This window comes from Psychrobacter glaciei, from assembly GCF_014652895.1.
In the GTDB taxonomy this organism is placed as follows: domain Bacteria; phylum Pseudomonadota; class Gammaproteobacteria; order Pseudomonadales; family Moraxellaceae; genus Psychrobacter; species Psychrobacter glaciei.
The window spans coordinates 30,999-49,022 of the sequence record NZ_BMZR01000010.1; the positions used below are offsets into that span (position 1 = coordinate 30,999).

The window sequence follows — 18,024 nt, forward strand, 5'->3', positions numbered from 1 at the left end:
AAAACTTACGCTGATTAAATTATTATAATTAAGTTTACTATTACCCTCGTCCTCTAAGTGTGGTTAGACCTTTGCCAAAATAGCTTAGTAGTAATAACAGAGTTATTATTATCAAGATAGGATAATTTCCCATAAGCATAAAGGGAGTGTTACCAACCCGTGCCTGTATCTCACCACGTAGTACAGTACGCTCAAACTGCGGTGCGCGTTCTACAATACGACCTTTATGGTTAATGATAGCGGTAACACCAGTATTGGTCGCTCGAATAAACCAGCGCCCGTTCTCAAGCGCGCGCATTTGTACCATTTGCAAATGTTGCAATGGTCCTGCTGAAGTGCCAAACCAGGCATCGTTAGAGACCGTCAACAAAAAGTCAGTATCGATGGCATTTTTACGCGTGGTATCTGGATAAGCTACCTCATAACAGATAGCCGTCCCTATATTGTGTCCACGCACCTGTAGCGGTGACTGCTGATCACTACCGCGACTATAGCTCTTAATATCCTGACTACCGGCCAAACTTGGGAAAATATCGAGCACGCCTTCAAATGGAATATACTCTCCAAAAGGCACCAGACGCTGCTTCTTGTATAGGCCTTCCGCTTCTACACCTCGAGCAATCACGCTATTGTAAAATGGGGGATACTTATCCGTACTGGCATTGAATGCCGCTTTATCCTTATAAGGGATACCAGTTATCCATGTCGTATTGGTCGCATTAGCCATTTCTATCATTTCACTAATAAAGCCCGCAGCCTCATCCTGAAACATCGGAATAGATGATTCAGGCCACACCACAACATCACGTCCCCACTCAGTGCGCGTTAACTTCGCATAAATCTTTAGCGTTTCTACTTGATATTGAGTCAGCCACTTTATATCTTGTGAAATATTACCTTGAATCAATGACACTGACAGATCAGGTGTGCCCTTAGGTTTTGTCCATTGCGGATTGACCAGCCATAATGATGTGCTAATGGCCAATAACAGTACAGAAACGACGGCATAACTACTGCGCCGAAGCAGTAGCTCTACTAAACTTGCAGCCAATAGTATGGCAACAAAAGAGACGGCAAAAACACCAGCAACGGGTGCTAAGGACGATAACCAATACTCTTCAGTAAACGCATAACCAACAAACAGCCACGGAAAGCCTGTGAATAACCAAGTTTTTAACCATTCTTGTAGCACCCAAAGAGCAGCAAATGAAAAGGGTTGTTTGCCTACCATACGGTTAAAGGCTAGTGCTAAAAATCCATGAAACAGTCCCATACCGAGACCCATCAATCCAATCATAATCAATGCGAGCCACGTTGGAGTATCGCTATAATCATGGATAGCTGTATAGAGCCAAAAGCCGCCGACGCACCATAGCCCCATACCGTAAGCTTCACCGATAATAAAAGCGCGACGACCACTCATATTTGGCACCAACAGCGCATATAAAATCGCTGGTGACACTATTGCTAGCGGCCAGAACCCATAAGGCGATAATGCAAATAAAAAAATAGCCCCTGCAAGCCATGCTGCTACTAGCGTAAGCCATAGCGGTAATTGATTTAAGTGAGTACTCAAACGCTTTTGTAGACTAATAGTAGACAGGTGCATCGCAAATTATCCAAAATTATGAGCCTTGAATTTTTAATCAAAATCCAAAACTCAGATAGACCCGTTAATACTACAGGCAGCATTTCAAAATAAAAACTGCTTATGATACCAGTCCGCACTGCTCAATGTATAAATTTACGTACCCCGTTTGATGGGTTATTATGCTACATTACCAAACGATATGAAGTGTTACTTGACCTTCTATAGCTCACAATATCTACAGTACATGAGAGAGCACTATGACCCCCTTAAAAATAAAATCCAGTCTTATATTCAATCGTCATCTGTCTAAGGGGTTGCGTGGTACGCTGGTGTTACTTGCCGCCTCATCACTATTTGCTTGTAGCCAACCGAGTAGTGGCGTATCTGATGCAAACACAACATCAGTAACAACCGAAAATGCAACAGCTATCACTTTAAAGGAAGATGAACCAAACGCTAAAAGTGCTCACATGATGACAAGGTCAGTAAGTAAACCAGACCTACTAAAAAACGTCTCAGCTACGGTCTATAAAGATGCCAATTGCGGCTGCTGTAAAGAATGGATAAGTCATGCAGAAGATAATGGTCTAAGTGCAACCGCGCAAGATGTTGCGGACTTAGCCGTATTTAAAGAGCGCTACAGCGTTCCAACTGAGATGCGTTCTTGCCATACTGTAGTCACTACTGATGATTACGTCTTTGAAGGTCATGTACCTGCTAAGTATATGGCGCAGTTCTTAGAAAATCCGCCAGTACAAGCTATGGGTCTTGCCGTACCTGGCATGCCTGTTGGTAGCCCAGGTATGGAGTATCAAAATAAATTCATGCCCTATCAGGTTATGCAGCTCAATAAAGACGGGACGACCCAAGTTTATGCTGATATTGAATCGGTAGAGCAGCAATTATAGTGTGTTAGCAGTTAAGAATACTTTGATTATAGTGTTAGCGTTAAAAGTAAATGAGGCAGGTATAAGACTGTTCTATTGCTTATAAAATGATTCTTCATCAAAAAAATCATTAGCTATTGCGACTTTAAAAGCAAAAATAACTTTGAATTTGTAACTTTTGATGACAATGTAAGCGGATTTATCGGTTATTAACCCTTAAAATAGATAAATAATTAAGGGTTAATACAAGAATATACAGGATGTATCGAAACAATTACGTAATATTACATAAGCCAGTAGGGAATTAACATCTATATTAATATTATAAATTATTATATTATCTTAATAATTAGTTAGACCCTATATAGGGTAATTACTTCATCCAATAAAAAAACGTCTGAGGGTTAAATCTATAATTTAGATTTAACCCTCAGACGTTTTTTTGCTTATAAAACAGTAGAAATTGTTGTCAATTTAGTCAGCTATATTCTGTATATGTTACACAAACTTACATTGTAAAATGTGGAATATTAGCAATTTTTTCAACATCAAAAAAGTATTTTTGGGGTTTTTAAGGGTGATGACAGGCTAAACAGCCTATGCTAAAGTCGGCTTTGTGTTTTGGCCAGCAGCTTGATTTGCAACAGCTTCGTAAGACTTCAATGATGTGCTGTGATCGCCAATAATCATTTTTTATATGAATAATATGCAGCAGAAGTATCAGTCACTATGACGTATATATACTTGAGTTGTTGAAATTTAATTGACTGCGCTGTTGTTGATAACAGACCATTTTGAATTAACCGTAGGTATTAGATTTATGAAACAGGCTTTATTGATTTTGTCAGTACTGGGTATGGGCATAGCACAAACGAGTGGTGCTGCTATCACAATCTCTCAAACAAATAATACCATCACCAATACTTCTGTGGCATCAAACTACGGTTCATCAAAAAACATCTATAGCACTAGCAGTGGTGCTTATGTTTCTAGTAATGACGAAATCAGTCAAGCTATTAGCAACCTAAGTGCGCAGGCTAAGCAAAAAGAGAGTCGGCTTTCATCATTAAACAGCCGCTTATACGCTGAAAAACAACAGCAGCAAGTCAATACAGTTCCTGATAGCAATTCAGCCCCCGCTATCGCTGCTGCTCGTGCTTCACGAGTGGCTCTATCTGGTAGCTCTGGATACTGTGCCCGTTACGTACGTAAAGCACTACAATCAGCAGGTTATGAGTTCACCCCCAATCCTTCAGCCTATCAGTACGCCACTCGTGGCACGCTTGATAAAGCAGGTTTTAGCAAAATCAGTAATGATATGCCAACCCAAGTAGGTGATGTTATTGTCTATGATCGCTCATCAAAGCGTCCACATGGCCATATCCAAATCTTTGATGGCGAAAACTGGATTTCTGATTTCCGTCAGAACAGCATCAGCCCATACAGTGGTGTCTATGCTTATACCACATGGCGTGATTCAAAATACGTGGATGACGCATCCGCATCAGATCGAAATATCTACCTTGCTATGAATGATAAATAAGACCTGATAAGTCAGCACAACATAGTTATTATTTCCTCCAACCCCAGTAGTGATCTTAATATCATTGCTGGGTTTTTTTGTGCTTAACATCAGGGTGTATTTAACCTTTCATGATTTGATCAGTTAGAAATGAACACTACTGATATCATTACTCATGACAGGAATTATCGACCAGCGCGTTTAAGATGCCACATGATACTGCTGGTGCACTACTTGCACATTTCTGACGCAAAACAGTCAAGTGCTGCTTTAAGTGCATCAATTCTTCCATTCGTATTTCTACAGCATAAATTTGCTTATCTAGTAATGAGTTCACATCACCACAGTCTTTATCAGGTTCCTCCCAGTATTCAAGTAAGATTCTTACTTCGTCTAAAGCCATGTCAAGCGTACGGCAGTGTAGGATAAATTGTAGACGTTCAATGTGCTCTTCATTATATAAACGATAATTCCCTGCGCTGCGAGAAGGCTCAGGTAATAAGTGCTCCTTTTCGTAATAGCGAATGGTTTCCACTGTGGCACCTGTGCGTTTAGCGAGCTCACCAATTTTGATTGTCATAACAACCTCTATGATTTAAATAATTAAAGTGGCTGTAAAGACTGGCGCTAGAGAAATTGAATTTACAAAACTGTAGATAGACAACCTTGACTCTAAAGCCACTAGAGGGTTCATAATACCATTATTCAAAGGGTAAATTATTATGAAATATCATATTGAAGGTATGGACTGTGCCAGTTGCATCGGCAAGATTGAAACAGCTTTGAAACGTATGCCTGGGGTTTCTGATGTTGAGCTAAATTTTGCTACAGAAACGCTAGAGCTAAGCTTGGCCCCTGATGCGCCGACTCAGGCTAGTGATATTGAAAAAACCATCAAAAGCCTAGGGTTCGGTATATCTGCCAATACTGGTCAACAAACTGTATCGGCTATTGATATTGACAGCGACAATCAGATGGCTCCGCAGGATAAGCGGTGGTGGCAAACTCAAAAAGGCAAACAGGTTGTTGGTCTCGGTATTTTGATGGGCAGCGCTTATGCACTGTCACTACTGTTCCCCGCTTATGGGATATGGGTGTTTGCCATCGCTGTGATTGTAGGCGTTTTTCCATTTGCACGCAAAGCCTTAGCACTGGCTAAAACAGGTTCATTCTTTTCAATTGAAACGCTGATGTCCGTCGCCGTGCTTGGCGCACTTATCATTGGTGAAGCTGAAGAGGCCGCAGCGGTTGTCTTTTTGTTCTCAATCGGTGAACTGTTTGAGAGTATCGCTGCTGATCGCGCTCGCGCTGGCATCAGAGCCTTATCATCGCTGGTTCCGAAAAGTGCGATTTTACTTGATGCTCAAGGTGGGCAGCGTAACGTTCCAGCGACTTCACTACAAGTGAATGACCTTGTGCTGGTGCGTCCTGGAGATAGGGTATCTGCTGATGGTTCCATTGTTCAAGGTGCGTCCAGCCTTGATGATTCGCCCGTGACGGGAGAGTCTGTTCCTGTTGCCAAGACGATGGGTGACAATGTATTTGCAGGGTCAATTAACATCGATGGTGTGCTCCAAGTGCGCGTAGAAAAGACAGCCGCCGATAACACTATTTCGCGCATTATTGATTTGGTAGAGCAAGCGCAAGCTTCCAAAGCACCCACTGCCCGTTTTATTGAGAAATTCAGTCGTTACTATACACCGGCTGTGATGGCTATTGCCGCCCTAATTATCATCGTCCCACCGTTAACCATGGGCGGAGATTGGTCAACTTGGTTATATCGAGGTCTAGCCTTATTATTGATCGCTTGTCCTTGTGCTCTTGTGCTCTCAACACCAGCTGCTATCGCCTCTGGTCTAGCGGTCGGTGCGCGCCGCGGCTTGCTGATCAAGGGCGGTAGTGCTTTAGAAACCATCGGCCAAGTGAAGACAGTCGCTTTTGACAAGACAGGCACTTTAACTGAAGGCAAACCACGCGTGACCGATGTTGTTGACATTACACAAGAGTATTCAAGTGTTCAAGGTCAGGATTCTCAGGATCAGGGTTCTCAAGGTAAAGATAAGGTATTGGCGCTCTTTGCCAGTGTGGAGACAGGTTCTAGTCACCCGCTTGCTGAAGCTATTGTCAGTCATGCCAAAGCCGCCAAAGTTGTCATACCTGTGGCTTCTAAAGCTTCTGCTACTGCGGGTAAAGCGGTACACGCAACTATCGCTGGGCGCGCGCTAGCTATCGGTTCGCCTGTTTATGCCGCAGATGAGGCATCAATTTCAGCCGAGCAACAGGCACAAATCGAGGCGCTGCAAAATGAGGGCAAGACCGTCTCAGTTCTTTTCGATGAGCAAAGTCGAGAAGTGCTTGGATTGGTCGCACTAAGAGACGAGTTACGAGACGACGCTCATGAAGGTGTGGCTCAACTTAAAGCGATGGGTGTGCGCTCCGTCATGCTAACAGGCGACAACCGCTTAACCGCTCAAGCACTTGCCAGTAATTTAGACGTGGAATGGGAAGCTGAGCTGTTGCCTGAGGACAAACTGCGCTTGCTTAACGAGATGAAGAATAACAGAAAAATAGCGATGGTGGGTGATGGTATTAACGATGCGCCAGCACTAGCAACCGCTGATGTTGGCATCGCGATGGGTGGTGGTACCGATGTGGCCATTGAGACGGCCGATATCGCATTATTAAAAAGTCGTGTTACAGACATGGCCCATCTGATTGCACTTTCGCGTGCCACCATGCGCAACATTCATCAGAACGTCATTTTCGCTTTAGGTCTCAAAGGCGTCTTTCTGATCACGACCGTATTCGGCATTACTGGACTATGGATTGCGGTTCTAGCTGATGCTGGAGCAACAGTGCTCGTTACTCTCAATGCGTTACGTTTACTGCGCTTTAAAGGCGCGCCTCCACTGGTAACTCCGCCTAAAGTAGTTAAATAAAACCCTTCGAAATCAATTAAAAACTAGAGATAGCAGCAGATTTCGGGGGTGGGTTCTAATAATAAAAATTCCACCGCTACAGTAAACTGCAACCGCATTAGAGTAAATAAGGTTAGACCGTATGTTGATTACAGAATTGGGCTATTTTGCCTTGCTTACCGCTTTTGTATTGGCGTTATTGCAGGTAATTCTGCCAACTATTGGTGTTATTCGTAACCAAGTTGCTTGGCAACGACTAGCCCCTAGCTTAGCTTGGGCACAGTTTGCCGCCATGATAACGTCATTTGGCGCTTTGATAGCAGGTTTTTATTATAATGATTTTAGCCTCAGTTACGTCGCGCAGCATTCCAATACGCTGTTGCCTTGGTACTATAAGTTATCGGCGACATGGGGCGGACACGAGGGCTCTTTGCTGCTATGGATGACCATCATGGCCACATGGTGTGCACTGGTATCATACTTTAGTCGCGGCTTGCCGTTATCAATGCGTGCGCGGGTATTAGTTATTTTGGCCGGTGTACAGTTAATGATGCTAACAATGCTGATATTTACCTCGTCACCGTTTGAGCGTACCTTACCCAATCTAGCGGTCGATGGCGCTGATTTAAATCCTGTCCTACAAGATTTCGGTCTGATTATTCATCCGCCCATGTTATATATGGGCTATGTGGGTATGGTAGTGCCTTTTGCATTTTGTATGGCGGCATTGTGGGAAGGGCGTTTAGATGCTGCTTGGACACGCTGGTCACGTCCATGGGCGCTGGCGGCTTGGGGATTTTTGACCATTGGTATTGCACTGGGCTCGTGGTGGGCCTACTACGAGCTTGGCTGGGGCGGTTGGTGGTTTTGGGATCCGGTAGAGAACGCCTCGTTTATGCCTTGGCTTGTCGGCTTAGCATTGCTGCATTCATTAGCAGTCACTGAAAAGCGCGGGGTGTTTAAAGCATGGACCATCATGCTGGCTATTTTCGCCTTTGCCTTAAGCTTGCTTGGCACGTTCCTGGTACGCTCTGGAGTCCTTACCTCAGTGCATTCGTTTGCCGCTGATCCGACGCGTGGTTTGGTTATCTTAGCTATTCTTGGCATTATCATCGGTAGTGGTCTATTGATGTTTGCCGTTCGCGGTTGGCGTTTAACCGTTGAAAGTCAATATCAGCTGATTTCACGTGAGTCCTTTTTAGTGATCAACAACGCCATCATTTTGATTGCAACCTTAGTGGTGTTGCTCGGCACCCTCTATCCTATTATCGCTGATGCCTTTGGTTTAGGACAAGTGTCCGTCGGCCCTCCTTATTTTAATGCATTATTTGTACCTTTAACGTGGCTGTTATTAATAGCTATGGGTATGGGCTCAAATATTCGCTGGAAAAAAGACACCCGTCCACTACTGGGTATAGGCATGGTCATCGCCGTTAGTAGCTTAGTATTAGCCGCCATTATTACTTACTTTGTTAATCCATCGTCTATGCTTAATATTGGTGTGACTTTAGCCGTTAGCTTTTGGGTACTGCTATGGATGGCAGTTGATTTTAAAGATAAAACTAAGAATGCGCCTAATCTTTTTAACGGTTTGCGGCAGTTGCGTCTGAGCTATTGGGGTCAACAGACTGCTCATATTGGCGTATTGGTTGCTGTCATTGGCATAGCCTTTACTAGTAGCTTGAGTATTGAGCGTGACGTAGCAATGGGTATTGGCGATACAGTCAATGTTCAAGGTTACGATTTTGAAGTAACTGAATTTTTTGAAATAAAGGGGAGTAACTTTGATGCAACGCAAGCTGAGGTTGTAGTGACTAAGAATGGCCAAGAAGTGGCAACGCTATATCCTGAAAAACGTACGTATATTATCAGCACTATGCCAACAACTGAGGCCGCTATTGACCCCAATCTTATGCGCGATGTTTATGTCGCACTGGGCGAACCTATTGCCGATGGTAGTAACCAATGGGCATTAAGGATTTATGTAAAACCATTAATTCGCTGGATTTGGTTAGGGGCAATTATCATGGCTCTAGGTGGATTAATTAGCATGCTTGATAAACGATACCGCATCAAAAAAGTTAAAGCTCCATTGCTAGTTACTGGTGATCTGGCTACTGATGGAGTCAATGAGGTAGCTATTGAACAGGCAATCTCAGCATCGACGATGTCGACACTAAAGGAGAAATAAATGACTATGTCGAATAATACTCCTGAGCAAAAAGATAGCCAAAACAGTAAGCAGCGTAACCCAAAGACAATGAAAAAAAAGCAGACGAAGCTATGGTTCTTAATTCCGCTTATCCTCTTTTTTGGTTTGGTAGTTATATTGTACATGCGCTTAGGTAAACCAACAGACATTGTGACCAATACCGCTCTTGAGCGTCCGGTTCCTACCTTTGAGCTGCCGTTATTAGCAGATACTACCCGTACTATCACCAATGATAATTTGCCGGATAAGCCGTTTTTACTTAATGTTTGGGGCTCATGGTGCCCAACTTGCGTTATTGAGCATCCGTTTTTAATGCAACTAGAAGAGCGCGGCGTTGATATCGTTGGTGTGAATTATAAGGATGAGATTGGTAATGCGCTCAGTTACTTAAACCGAGGCGGTGATCCATTTTCTATGTCTATTCAGGATTCATTGGGTCAGTTTGCTCTAGACTTAGGCATAACTGGTGCGCCCGAAACCTTTGTTGTGGATGGAGATGGCATCATTCGTCAGCATATTGTTGGTGAGGTTAATGAAGCCAATTGGCAACAGCGTGTTAAGCCGTGCCTGACCGTACTTAATGAGGCTAATAAGAACAACGATAGTCCTGATCTCATTCAGGTTGAGGAGATGTGCAAATGAACGTTATTCGAATAAGAGCTCCTCAACTAAAACCCAATATAGTTTTAAAACTAGCAAGCTTAATACTAGCGTGTCTGCTTAACATGACGGCAAACGCAGCTATTGACGTATACGATTTTGACTCACCACAGCAAGAAGCTCAGTATCGTGGATTAATAGAAGAGTTTCGCTGCCCAAAATGCCAAAATCAAAACCTTGCAGCCTCTGATGCACCGATTGCACAGGATCTAAAGCAAAAAGTCTATGATTTAATTAAAGATAGACGTAGTGATGCTGAAATACGCGTCTATATGCAAGAGCGCTACGGTGACTTTATTAGCTACAAGCCGCCTATGCGACCATCAACATGGATCCTATGGTTTTTTCCACCACTATTATTGCTCGTCTTAATTATTGGTTGGTTTTGGCAAAGTAAGCGTCGCCAAGTTGTTGCCCGTGGTCAAAGCGGCGTCACAGTGAACAGTACTGCTGCCTTGACCTCTACGGAAAAGGCTGAGCTTGATCGTCTATTATCGCAAGCTGAGAGTGTCGACCACGACATTACTAGCCTAGAGGACAAAAAATGACTCTATTTTCTACTTTTGGCTTATTTGTAACTCTAAGCTTGCTGATTGCTCTTATATTTGCGCTGATTGCTATTATGCCATGGCTACGAGCACCGCGTTTGCAGTCCAAACCAATAGACAATCAACTGCTAGATATTAATGTTGCAGTATTTCGCGAACGTTTAGCTGAGCTACAAACAGATAAAGACAGCGGTACTATTAATAATAGCCATTATCAAAATCAAAAGCTGGAGCTTGAGCGTCAGCTATTAGATGCGCAGCGTCAGATAACACCTATGGTCACCCCTGATGTCAAAAGCCGTTTAATTGTCGCAGCTTGGATCCCAATATTGGCTGCAATGGCGTATTTACTAATAGGCAATCGTACGCCCGTGTTTGATTTGTGGACAGCTGAGGACAAAGTAGGACAAGTGGCTGACGACCTATTGACAGCTAAAATTGACAAGCCGCCATCATGGGCGTTTGAAGATGGTCGTCAACTGATTAGCGCCATGCAAACCAATGTTCATCGTAATGCTGATGATCCTAATCGCTGGATGCGCCTATCCGAGCTTTTCTTATCTATGGAGGCAACTGATTCTGCGCTGGAAGCCTTATCTCGTGCCTATCGTTTAGCTCCTGAAAATGAAGAAATCGCCACCACTTATGCTCAGACTAGCTTTTTCGTTAATGAAGGTCAGTTAGACGCCAATATTCGCCGTGTATTACAAGCTATATTAGCTAAGAATCCGCAGCATGAACGGGCTCAAATGCTCATGGCAATGGGTGAGACTCGTAGTAGTAACTTTGCCCAAGCGCAAGGTTGGATTAAACGCTTACAAGGCAGCATTGTGGCCAAACCAGGTGATCATACTAAAGCTTTAGCAAGCTTAGATGAGTTAAGCAACTACGTTAGCACGCAAGAAAAGCAAGCGCTAGAAGGTATTGACGTGACAGTGAAAATTAACGCTAATTTATTACCGTTAGTGAAAGCTGATGATGTGTTGTTTGTTGCGATACGTGACGTTAAAGGAGGTCCACCGTTTGCCGCCAAACGTTTACCCATTAGTGTTATTGAGCAAGGTGAGGCCAGTATCCGCTTAAGCAATCTTGATGCGATGATGCCAGATCGCACGTTAAATTCAGCTCGTAGTGACAAAACTCAGTTAGCAGTCGTTGCTCGTATTAGTCATAGCGGTAATGCCATAGCAGAGTCAGGCGACTTATCGGGTAATCCGATAGTGATTAGTGCTGAACAGACTCAGGTTAATATTGAAATCAATCAACAGATTCCCTAATAAAAAATTATTACCGTAAGTTTCATAATACCAGAGCGGTAAGTGGAGCCGTTTTTAAAAGTGGCGCTATTAATAGTCGTATACTAAAAACATATACGTTTAACATTGTTCATTGTATAAACACAGATAAAGAAAACAACTATGACTGAATCTACCGACAGATTAGATAGTACTAAATTGAATAGCGTTGAATCGGCTAGTACTAATATTGCTGACAATAAAGTACCTATAGCTGTGAGTAGTACTCATCAATCAATTGACTCTAAAACCATGAATCATACGCCTAAAGCTATGTACGTAACCTCAGGCAACTCGATAACACCTAAAGGTAAGTTGAATAAAATGCCAAAAATGGTTGCCAATGGCAGTCGCGCTTTTATCTGGTATTTGTTGGCGATAATGGTATTAATACTTGATCAATGGACTAAGTGGTTGGCCCAAACCAAATTAGCGTTCAATGACCCCGTACCGGTCATTGAACCATTTCTCAACTGGACACTCGCTTATAACTATGGGGCAGCATTTAGCTTTTTAGCCGACGCTGGCGGTTGGCAGAAATGGTTTTTCTCAGGCTTAGCTTTTGTAATGGCTATCTTTTTAACGGTTTATTTAATCAAAGCGCCACGTGCAGCCAAGCTATTGTCCATGGGGTTAGCCTTAATGCTCGGTGGTGCGATTGGCAACTTAATCGATCGTTTAAGAATTGGTAAAGTGGTTGACTTTATCCATGTGCATTATGCTGATGTCTGGAATTATCCTATTTTCAATGTTGCAGATATAGGTGTCTGTGTCGGTGTCGCATTGATTATAATTGACATGATATTTTTAGAAAGTAAGCGTAATAAATAAGCACATTGATGCCGATTATCACAAACAAAATGAACTAGCGTCGTAGTCACTCTATACGGAAAAATACTTTTTATACTTGAGTATGTTTATAAAATGTGAACTGGAAGGTAATGTATGACTGGTATAGGTACTCACTCATTTTAGGTCTTAAAACCCAATACTTAAAAGCTCTGCGTAGAGCCATTATTATAGAGACATTGAATAATCCATAAATTCTTTATTGATAATAACAAAAGGAAAATATAGTGTCACAGGCTCAGCCAACTATTGAAAAAATTCACAGCCTTAGAAAAAAACAAGAGACCGCGTTAAAAAGTCTTACCCTTATAGGCTACCTAGAAGGCACCTCTTTCTTATTATTGCTCTTCATCGCCATGCCACTAAAATATATGCTGGATATTCCAGAAGGTGTGAAATACATCGGTATGGCACACGGTATTTTGTTTATTACCTATATCATAATACTTATAGGCTCAGCTATCAAAATGAAAATGCCTCTTTGGGCAATACCTGCGGGCGTACTCGGCTCACTCTTACCTTTTGGCCCATTTATATTCGATCATTTACTAAAAAATAACTTACAGAAAAGTGTAAGTAAAGAAGCCTAGAACAAGCTCTGCTACAAATGATACAAATGATACAAATGATACAAACGTATATTATTACTCAAGATTATTTTTCCTAACTAAATTACAAGCCGCCATCACTCATCATGGCGACAAATGAATAATATTGAGCAGAAATTAATCACAATAAAACTTTGATTCAGACCCAGTATGAATAGTCTTACACTCTAGTTACTTTTCCAACTTATCTTACATACTATCGACAAACCCGTCTTGTTTAAAAGCTAAACAGGTTTTGTCATCCGCGATGGATTTCCTGTTATCGTAGGGTATGCCTCAAAGGTACTACCTAATTAGGTTCACTTATCAACTAATAGACCACTTAAAATAGACTGATATGATGGAACTACTTTTGACAGACTACTTTAGGTGATTGTGTTTACTAAACCATATCTGAAGGCTTTCACCGAAAAGTAAGACGATAAGCGTGCTGAAAAAGAGTCTATACAGCCCGCTTTAGATTATGGCCATTCTCACTAAATATGATCATAAATACTCAAATACTCAAATACTCAAATACTCAAATACTCAAATACTCAAATACTCAAATACTCAAATACTCAAATACTCAAATACTCAAAATACTCAAAATACTCAAAATACTCAAAATATTGTCAAAAATAGCTTGAACTAAAACGCACCGACTATATCGAAGGTTGATTTACTTGAGTCAGGCATCGCTGCCTGACAGGGTTAAAAGATCATAATAACGTTTTTCAAACTCACTCTTCTTAGGTGATGTGGTTAATAATGGGGTTTTGATCCTACATACCTGAAAAATTTCAATAGTAGCACTAAAACACAAACTCCTATTCAATCCCCTTAACGTCTTCTTAACAGGCTACTTGCTATCGTAAGGAATCATACTCCTTACGATCCTGTTGAGAATCCCGTTTATGTTACCCTCTCAAGCACTTAGCACTATTAGTAATCAAGCTAATACGAAAAAAAGCTTTGCAAGCAAAATTTTTGATCGCAAGATTAATCTTAGCTTTCTGATTATCATTGTCGTGCTTTATTTAATAGCTACTGCCAATATTGGCTTTTTTACGCAAGTGTTAAGTGTTTATCCACTTAGCACAAACATTGGCTTTATAGTGTCTCTCTCAGGCTTATTATTTAGCTTGATGTGGCTAATCGTTCAGTTGCTATGCTATCGACCCATTGCCAAACCAGTGCTGATTGCTTTAGTGCTGATAGCAGCTGTGTGCGGGTATTTTACCGATGCTTACGGCACCATATTTGATACTAATATGCTAATTAATAGCTTACAGACTGATCAAGCAGAAGCGATGGAACTGATGTCGCTAAGCTTTTTTATTCGGCTGCTAATATTAGGTGTTGTACCTGCTGTTATTATTAGCAAATTAAAAATAAAACCTACTTCCTTACGACGCTCGATACTACAAAAGACAGCTACTTTGATAGCGGCTATTGCCTTAGTAGGCGTTTGCTTATTGCCCTTTGGTGATCAATACGCCACCTTTTTTCGTCAGCATAAAATGGTGCGTAGTTATACCAATCCTATTACTCCTATTTATTCAGTCATCAAACTCGGTACTGATTATATTGATGAGCTACGCCGTCCTGATACGATGATACTGCACGCAACTGATGCCAAACGTAACGCTGCTAATGGTAGTACAGCAAAACCAAAACTCATGGTATTTGTCGTTGGTGAAACAGTGCGCGCTGACCATATTAGCTTAAATGGTTATAAGCGCGATACGATGCCACTACTTGCCAAGCAATCTAATATTTATAGCTTCAAAAATGCCACCTCTTGCGGTACTTCTACAGCTTACTCAGTGCCTTGTATGTTCAGTTATGCTAATCGTTCAGACTATAATCCGGATGAAGCAGACTATAATGAAAACGTGCTAGATACGCTCAATAAACAAGGCGTAAACGTTATTTGGCGCGATAATAATTCAAGCTCTAAAGGCGTGGCGGATCGAGTGACTTTTGAAGACTACAAAACGAGCGATATCAATCCAAATTGCGATGATGAATGTCGCGATATCGGTATGCTTGATGGTTTTGATAAGCTTGTAAAAACAGGCGCTTCTGCTAAAGATACACTGATTTTATTACATCAAATGGGCAATCATGGTCCCGCTTACTACAAGCGTTATCCTAAGGCTTTTGAAGAATATAAACCCGTCTGTATGACCAATGAGCTATCCAAGTGCGATGACCAATCAGTTATTAACGGCTATGACAATGCGATTCGTTATACCGATTACTTCTTGAATAACGTGATTGATACGCTAAAAACTTACGAGCCCGATTATGATGTGGTAATGGTATATATTAGCGATCATGGTGAGAGTTTAGGTGAGAATAATATCTACTTGCACGGCCTGCCTTACTCTATAGCACCCGCTGCGCAAAAGCAGGTGCCTGTCATTATTTGGTCGCCTACTAATAATAGTATTGATAAAAACAGCCTTATGCTTGATAAGCCAGTATCACACGATTTTATTACCCCAACTTTACTTAAATTTTTCGGTATTACCACCGACGAGATGCTATCAAAACCTACTTTTTTCCAGTATACCCATTAAATTATTTTTTATCCGCCTCACGCTTTTTATAGAGTAGTAGCCATTATGTATAAAATACTTATTATTGAAGACAATCCCGATATCGTCGCCAACATTTACGCTTTTTTTGAGACTAAAGGCTTTGAGTTAGACAATGCTCATAATGGCATTAGTGGCTTAACGCTAGCTTCAAATAATCGTTATGACGTTATCTTACTAGATGTGATGTTGCCTGGCATGGATGGCACCAAATTGTGCAAGGCGCTTCGAGAGGAATTGCATAATAAAACACCTGTGCTCATGCTGACGGCACGTGATACGATTCTGGATAAAGTCACAGGTTTTGATAGTGGCGCTGATGATTATTTGGTCAAGCCTTTTTCGCTCGTCGAATTAGAATCCCGTATTAAAGCTTTGATTCGTCGGCATCAAGACGATCATTTTCAACATAATATTACCGTTGGCAAACTGTCTTTAAATACCGATGAGCACACGGTTACTCGTGAGGGTAAATCACTCAAGCTCACGCCAACAGGGTTTAAAATACTGAATACCCTGATGAGCGCCGCACCTCGAGTCGTCAATAAGAATGAGCTTGAGGAAAAATTATGGGGTGAAGATATACCTCACAGCGATGCTTTACGTACGCATATGCATAGTGTGCGCGCTCAAGTTGATAAACCGTTTATTGAGCCGATGATCATGACCATAGCGGGCGTTGGCTATCAGATTATCAACCCTGATAAAGTCTAAAATTTCACAATACGATTTACAGATTAGAGTCTATTATAAGCAGTCATATCTATATTTTTTCTTACGCTATCTATTGCCTTACACTAAATAAGCGTCTGCCATGTTCACTATAGACTCAATCGCCAATAAGTTTCGAATCTCCTATTTTGTATTCGCTTTATTGCTTTGCACGGCTTTCGTCAGCATTTTTATGTATGCTGAGATGCGAATTGAACAGGACTTAGTGAAAGGGCGACTTTTACAGCAGCTACAAATCAGTCAAGAAAAATGTGGTGAACAGGCTGTTTATACAGCAAATCCGGGTATTAAAATTTATCGTTATGATAGTGCGCCTGAGAATTTAAAAACAATAGCCAACGGAACCGTTCAAGAAATGCGAGTAACCGTAAATAATAAAGCGGGTAAAACTGAAACTAATCTGCATTTTTTTGCTTATCCACAAAATGAGCAAAACTATATTTTGACCTACTTAGAAGGGTCTGAAATGGCGATGGAGAATTATCCTGTTTTAGCAATCTTTGAGAATCTAGAAGATATATTTGCTGATGCACTAAAAATTGCGGTCCTTTTGAGCTTACTAATCGCTGCGCTATTCTCTTATTTATCCTCTAAGCAAATCATCAAGCCTTTATTAGATCTAAAAAAAGCGGTAGAGACCGATCATCAAAATTTAACCGAATTAACCCACCTACCCTCAGAAGTTGGGGTGTTAGCACGAGCGATTGATGAGAAAAATAATAACCTTGAGCAGTATCTAAAGCGTGAGCAATTATTCACAGGCGATGTCAGCCATGAATTGCGTACCCCTTTAACCATAATAATGGGCGCATCCGAGGTATTAGCCTCCCAATTAGCGCACGACAGCTATTTAAGCGAATTTACCAACCGTATCAACACGACTGCAAAGGAGACCACTGAGATTATCAGCGCCTTATTACTACTCTCTCGTGCCCCTGAAAAACTGGATGCCCCGCAAACCTCTATTAATAGTATTGCTATAAATGAGGCGCAGCGCTTAAACTATCTACTCAAATATAAGTCAGTCACTTGTACAATAATCGCTGAACAAGTGTATTTTACAAACGTGCGTCCTGAACTGCTAAAAATGGCGCTAGGTAACCTCATTAAAAATGCCTTTCAATACACAGATGATGGCGAAGTCATCATAACTATCGATAGTGACAAAATAGTCGTTACTGATACGGGTCTTGGTATTCCTGAGAGTATGATGCCGCTGCTGTATGAGCGCTTTGAGCGTTTAGAGCATAGCAAAACGGATGGCAAAACGGATGGCAAAACGGATGACAATTCGAGCACAGATAAGGCATTTAGTAATAAGGTTGAAGGGTCGGGCTTAGGACTTAGTATCGTGCAGCGTATTATGACGCATATGGATTGGGAATTAACCCATCAAGCCAATAAAACTGGGGGCAGCAGCTTTAGTATTTATTATCGTTAAGGCTATCGAACGATAAGCCCAATTATATAGCTTTAGTCAAAGCAGTAGCCGACACCTCAATAGCACAGGTGTTAGTTACTGCTTTTTGGTTTGTCCAGTATTTAGGTATTAAGCTGAGACCATCCCAGATTCTGTGTAACTGCCATTTAGATTAAATGCTTACTAATACGATCATC

14 protein-coding genes are annotated in these 18,024 nt (G+C 41.6%); 12 read left to right on the forward strand and 2 right to left on the reverse strand.

The annotated features are described in order from the left end of the window. Positions 1-40 precede the first annotated feature (40 nt). A complete protein-coding gene (gene lnt / locus IE130_RS13695; RefSeq protein WP_045448063.1) occupies positions 41-1,609 on the reverse strand; it encodes an apolipoprotein N-acyltransferase in 1,569 nt (522 codons plus the stop codon). A gap of 239 nt (positions 1,610-1,848) precedes the next feature. On the opposite strand from lnt, the gene IE130_RS14350 reads away from it, so the two are divergent. After that, the gene (locus IE130_RS14350) at positions 1,849-2,499 is read left to right on the forward strand and encodes a DUF411 domain-containing protein (RefSeq protein ID WP_011513677.1); all 651 of its coding nucleotides are present in this window, start codon (positions 1,849-1,851) and stop codon (positions 2,497-2,499) included. Positions 2,500-3,298: 799 nt separating this feature from the next. Continuing rightward, positions 3,299-4,021: a CHAP domain-containing protein gene (locus tag IE130_RS13705; RefSeq protein WP_011513678.1), complete on the forward strand. Its 723-nt coding sequence runs from the start codon at positions 3,299-3,301 to the stop codon at positions 4,019-4,021. Between the two features lie 148 nt (positions 4,022-4,169). Here IE130_RS13705 and cadR read toward each other — a convergent pair whose 3' ends face one another. Beyond that, positions 4,170-4,580 (reverse strand): Cd(II)/Pb(II)-responsive transcriptional regulator, encoded by a 411-nt coding sequence (cadR, locus tag IE130_RS13710; protein ID WP_060492340.1) that lies wholly within the window; start codon positions 4,578-4,580, stop codon positions 4,170-4,172. Positions 4,581-4,722: 142 nt separating this feature from the next. Between cadR and IE130_RS13715 the strand changes: the two genes are divergently transcribed. From IE130_RS13715 to IE130_RS13760, 10 genes are all read left to right on the forward strand, one after another. Further along, entirely contained in the window at positions 4,723-6,939 is a 2,217-nt protein-coding gene (locus IE130_RS13715; RefSeq protein ID WP_058368778.1) for a heavy metal translocating P-type ATPase, read from the forward strand. A 121-nt stretch (positions 6,940-7,060) separates the two neighbouring features. Continuing rightward, positions 7,061-9,109, forward strand: coding sequence for a heme lyase CcmF/NrfE family subunit (locus IE130_RS13720; protein WP_058368779.1), 2,049 nt, complete (start codon positions 7,061-7,063; stop codon positions 9,107-9,109). A 69-nt stretch (positions 9,110-9,178) separates the two neighbouring features. Further along, positions 9,179-9,772 (forward strand): DsbE family thiol:disulfide interchange protein, encoded by a 594-nt coding sequence (locus IE130_RS13725; RefSeq protein WP_045448106.1) that lies wholly within the window; start codon positions 9,179-9,181, stop codon positions 9,770-9,772. A gap of 83 nt (positions 9,773-9,855) precedes the next feature. Next, on the forward strand, positions 9,856-10,338 hold the full coding sequence (locus IE130_RS13730) for a cytochrome c-type biogenesis protein (RefSeq protein WP_020443538.1): 483 nt from the start codon (positions 9,856-9,858) through the stop codon (positions 10,336-10,338). After that, positions 10,335-11,615, forward strand: a complete 1,281-nt coding sequence (gene ccmI / locus IE130_RS13735; RefSeq protein WP_045448072.1) for a c-type cytochrome biogenesis protein CcmI — start codon at positions 10,335-10,337, stop codon at positions 11,613-11,615. The genes IE130_RS13730 and ccmI overlap by 4 nt, the downstream gene beginning before the upstream one ends. A 141-nt stretch (positions 11,616-11,756) precedes the next feature. After that, positions 11,757-12,464 (forward strand): signal peptidase II, encoded by a 708-nt coding sequence (gene lspA / locus IE130_RS13740; protein WP_045448075.1) that lies wholly within the window; start codon positions 11,757-11,759, stop codon positions 12,462-12,464. Between the two features lie 245 nt (positions 12,465-12,709). Beyond that, on the forward strand, positions 12,710-13,072 hold the full coding sequence (locus IE130_RS13745) for a DUF3817 domain-containing protein (RefSeq protein WP_087813587.1): 363 nt from the start codon (positions 12,710-12,712) through the stop codon (positions 13,070-13,072). 914 nt (positions 13,073-13,986) lie between these two features. Beyond that, entirely contained in the window at positions 13,987-15,657 is a 1,671-nt protein-coding gene (locus IE130_RS13750) for a phosphoethanolamine transferase (RefSeq protein ID WP_102090548.1), read from the forward strand. 45 nt (positions 15,658-15,702) lie between these two features. Beyond that, complete coding sequence (locus IE130_RS13755) at positions 15,703-16,389, forward strand: response regulator transcription factor (protein ID WP_025645038.1); 687 nt, start codon at positions 15,703-15,705, stop codon at positions 16,387-16,389. Positions 16,390-16,489: 100 nt separating this feature from the next. Beyond that, positions 16,490-17,848 (forward strand): sensor histidine kinase, encoded by a 1,359-nt coding sequence (locus tag IE130_RS13760; RefSeq protein ID WP_102090549.1) that lies wholly within the window; start codon positions 16,490-16,492, stop codon positions 17,846-17,848. Positions 17,849-18,024: the final 176 nt, after the last annotated feature.

Coding starts and splice junctions, on each gene's coding strand:
- IE130_RS13750 (WP_102090548.1), top strand. CDS start 13,987: ATGTTACCCTCTCAAGCACTTAGCACTATTAGTAATCAAGCTAATACG.
- IE130_RS13755 (WP_025645038.1), top strand. CDS start 15,703: ATGTATAAAATACTTATTATTGAAGACAATCCCGATATCGTCGCCAAC.
- IE130_RS13720 (WP_058368779.1), top strand. CDS start 7,061: ATGTTGATTACAGAATTGGGCTATTTTGCCTTGCTTACCGCTTTTGTA.
- IE130_RS13760 (WP_102090549.1), top strand. CDS start 16,490: ATGTTCACTATAGACTCAATCGCCAATAAGTTTCGAATCTCCTATTTT.
- lspA (WP_045448075.1), top strand. CDS start 11,757: ATGACTGAATCTACCGACAGATTAGATAGTACTAAATTGAATAGCGTT.
- IE130_RS13725 (WP_045448106.1), top strand. CDS start 9,179: ATGAAAAAAAAGCAGACGAAGCTATGGTTCTTAATTCCGCTTATCCTC.
- lnt (WP_045448063.1), bottom strand. CDS start 1,609: ATGCACCTGTCTACTATTAGTCTACAAAAGCGTTTGAGTACTCACTTA.
- IE130_RS13730 (WP_020443538.1), top strand. CDS start 9,856: ATGACGGCAAACGCAGCTATTGACGTATACGATTTTGACTCACCACAG.
- ccmI (WP_045448072.1), top strand. CDS start 10,335: ATGACTCTATTTTCTACTTTTGGCTTATTTGTAACTCTAAGCTTGCTG.
- IE130_RS13705 (WP_011513678.1), top strand. CDS start 3,299: ATGAAACAGGCTTTATTGATTTTGTCAGTACTGGGTATGGGCATAGCA.
- cadR (WP_060492340.1), bottom strand. CDS start 4,580: ATGACAATCAAAATTGGTGAGCTCGCTAAACGCACAGGTGCCACAGTG.
- IE130_RS13715 (WP_058368778.1), top strand. CDS start 4,723: ATGAAATATCATATTGAAGGTATGGACTGTGCCAGTTGCATCGGCAAG.
- IE130_RS14350 (WP_011513677.1), top strand. CDS start 1,849: ATGACCCCCTTAAAAATAAAATCCAGTCTTATATTCAATCGTCATCTG.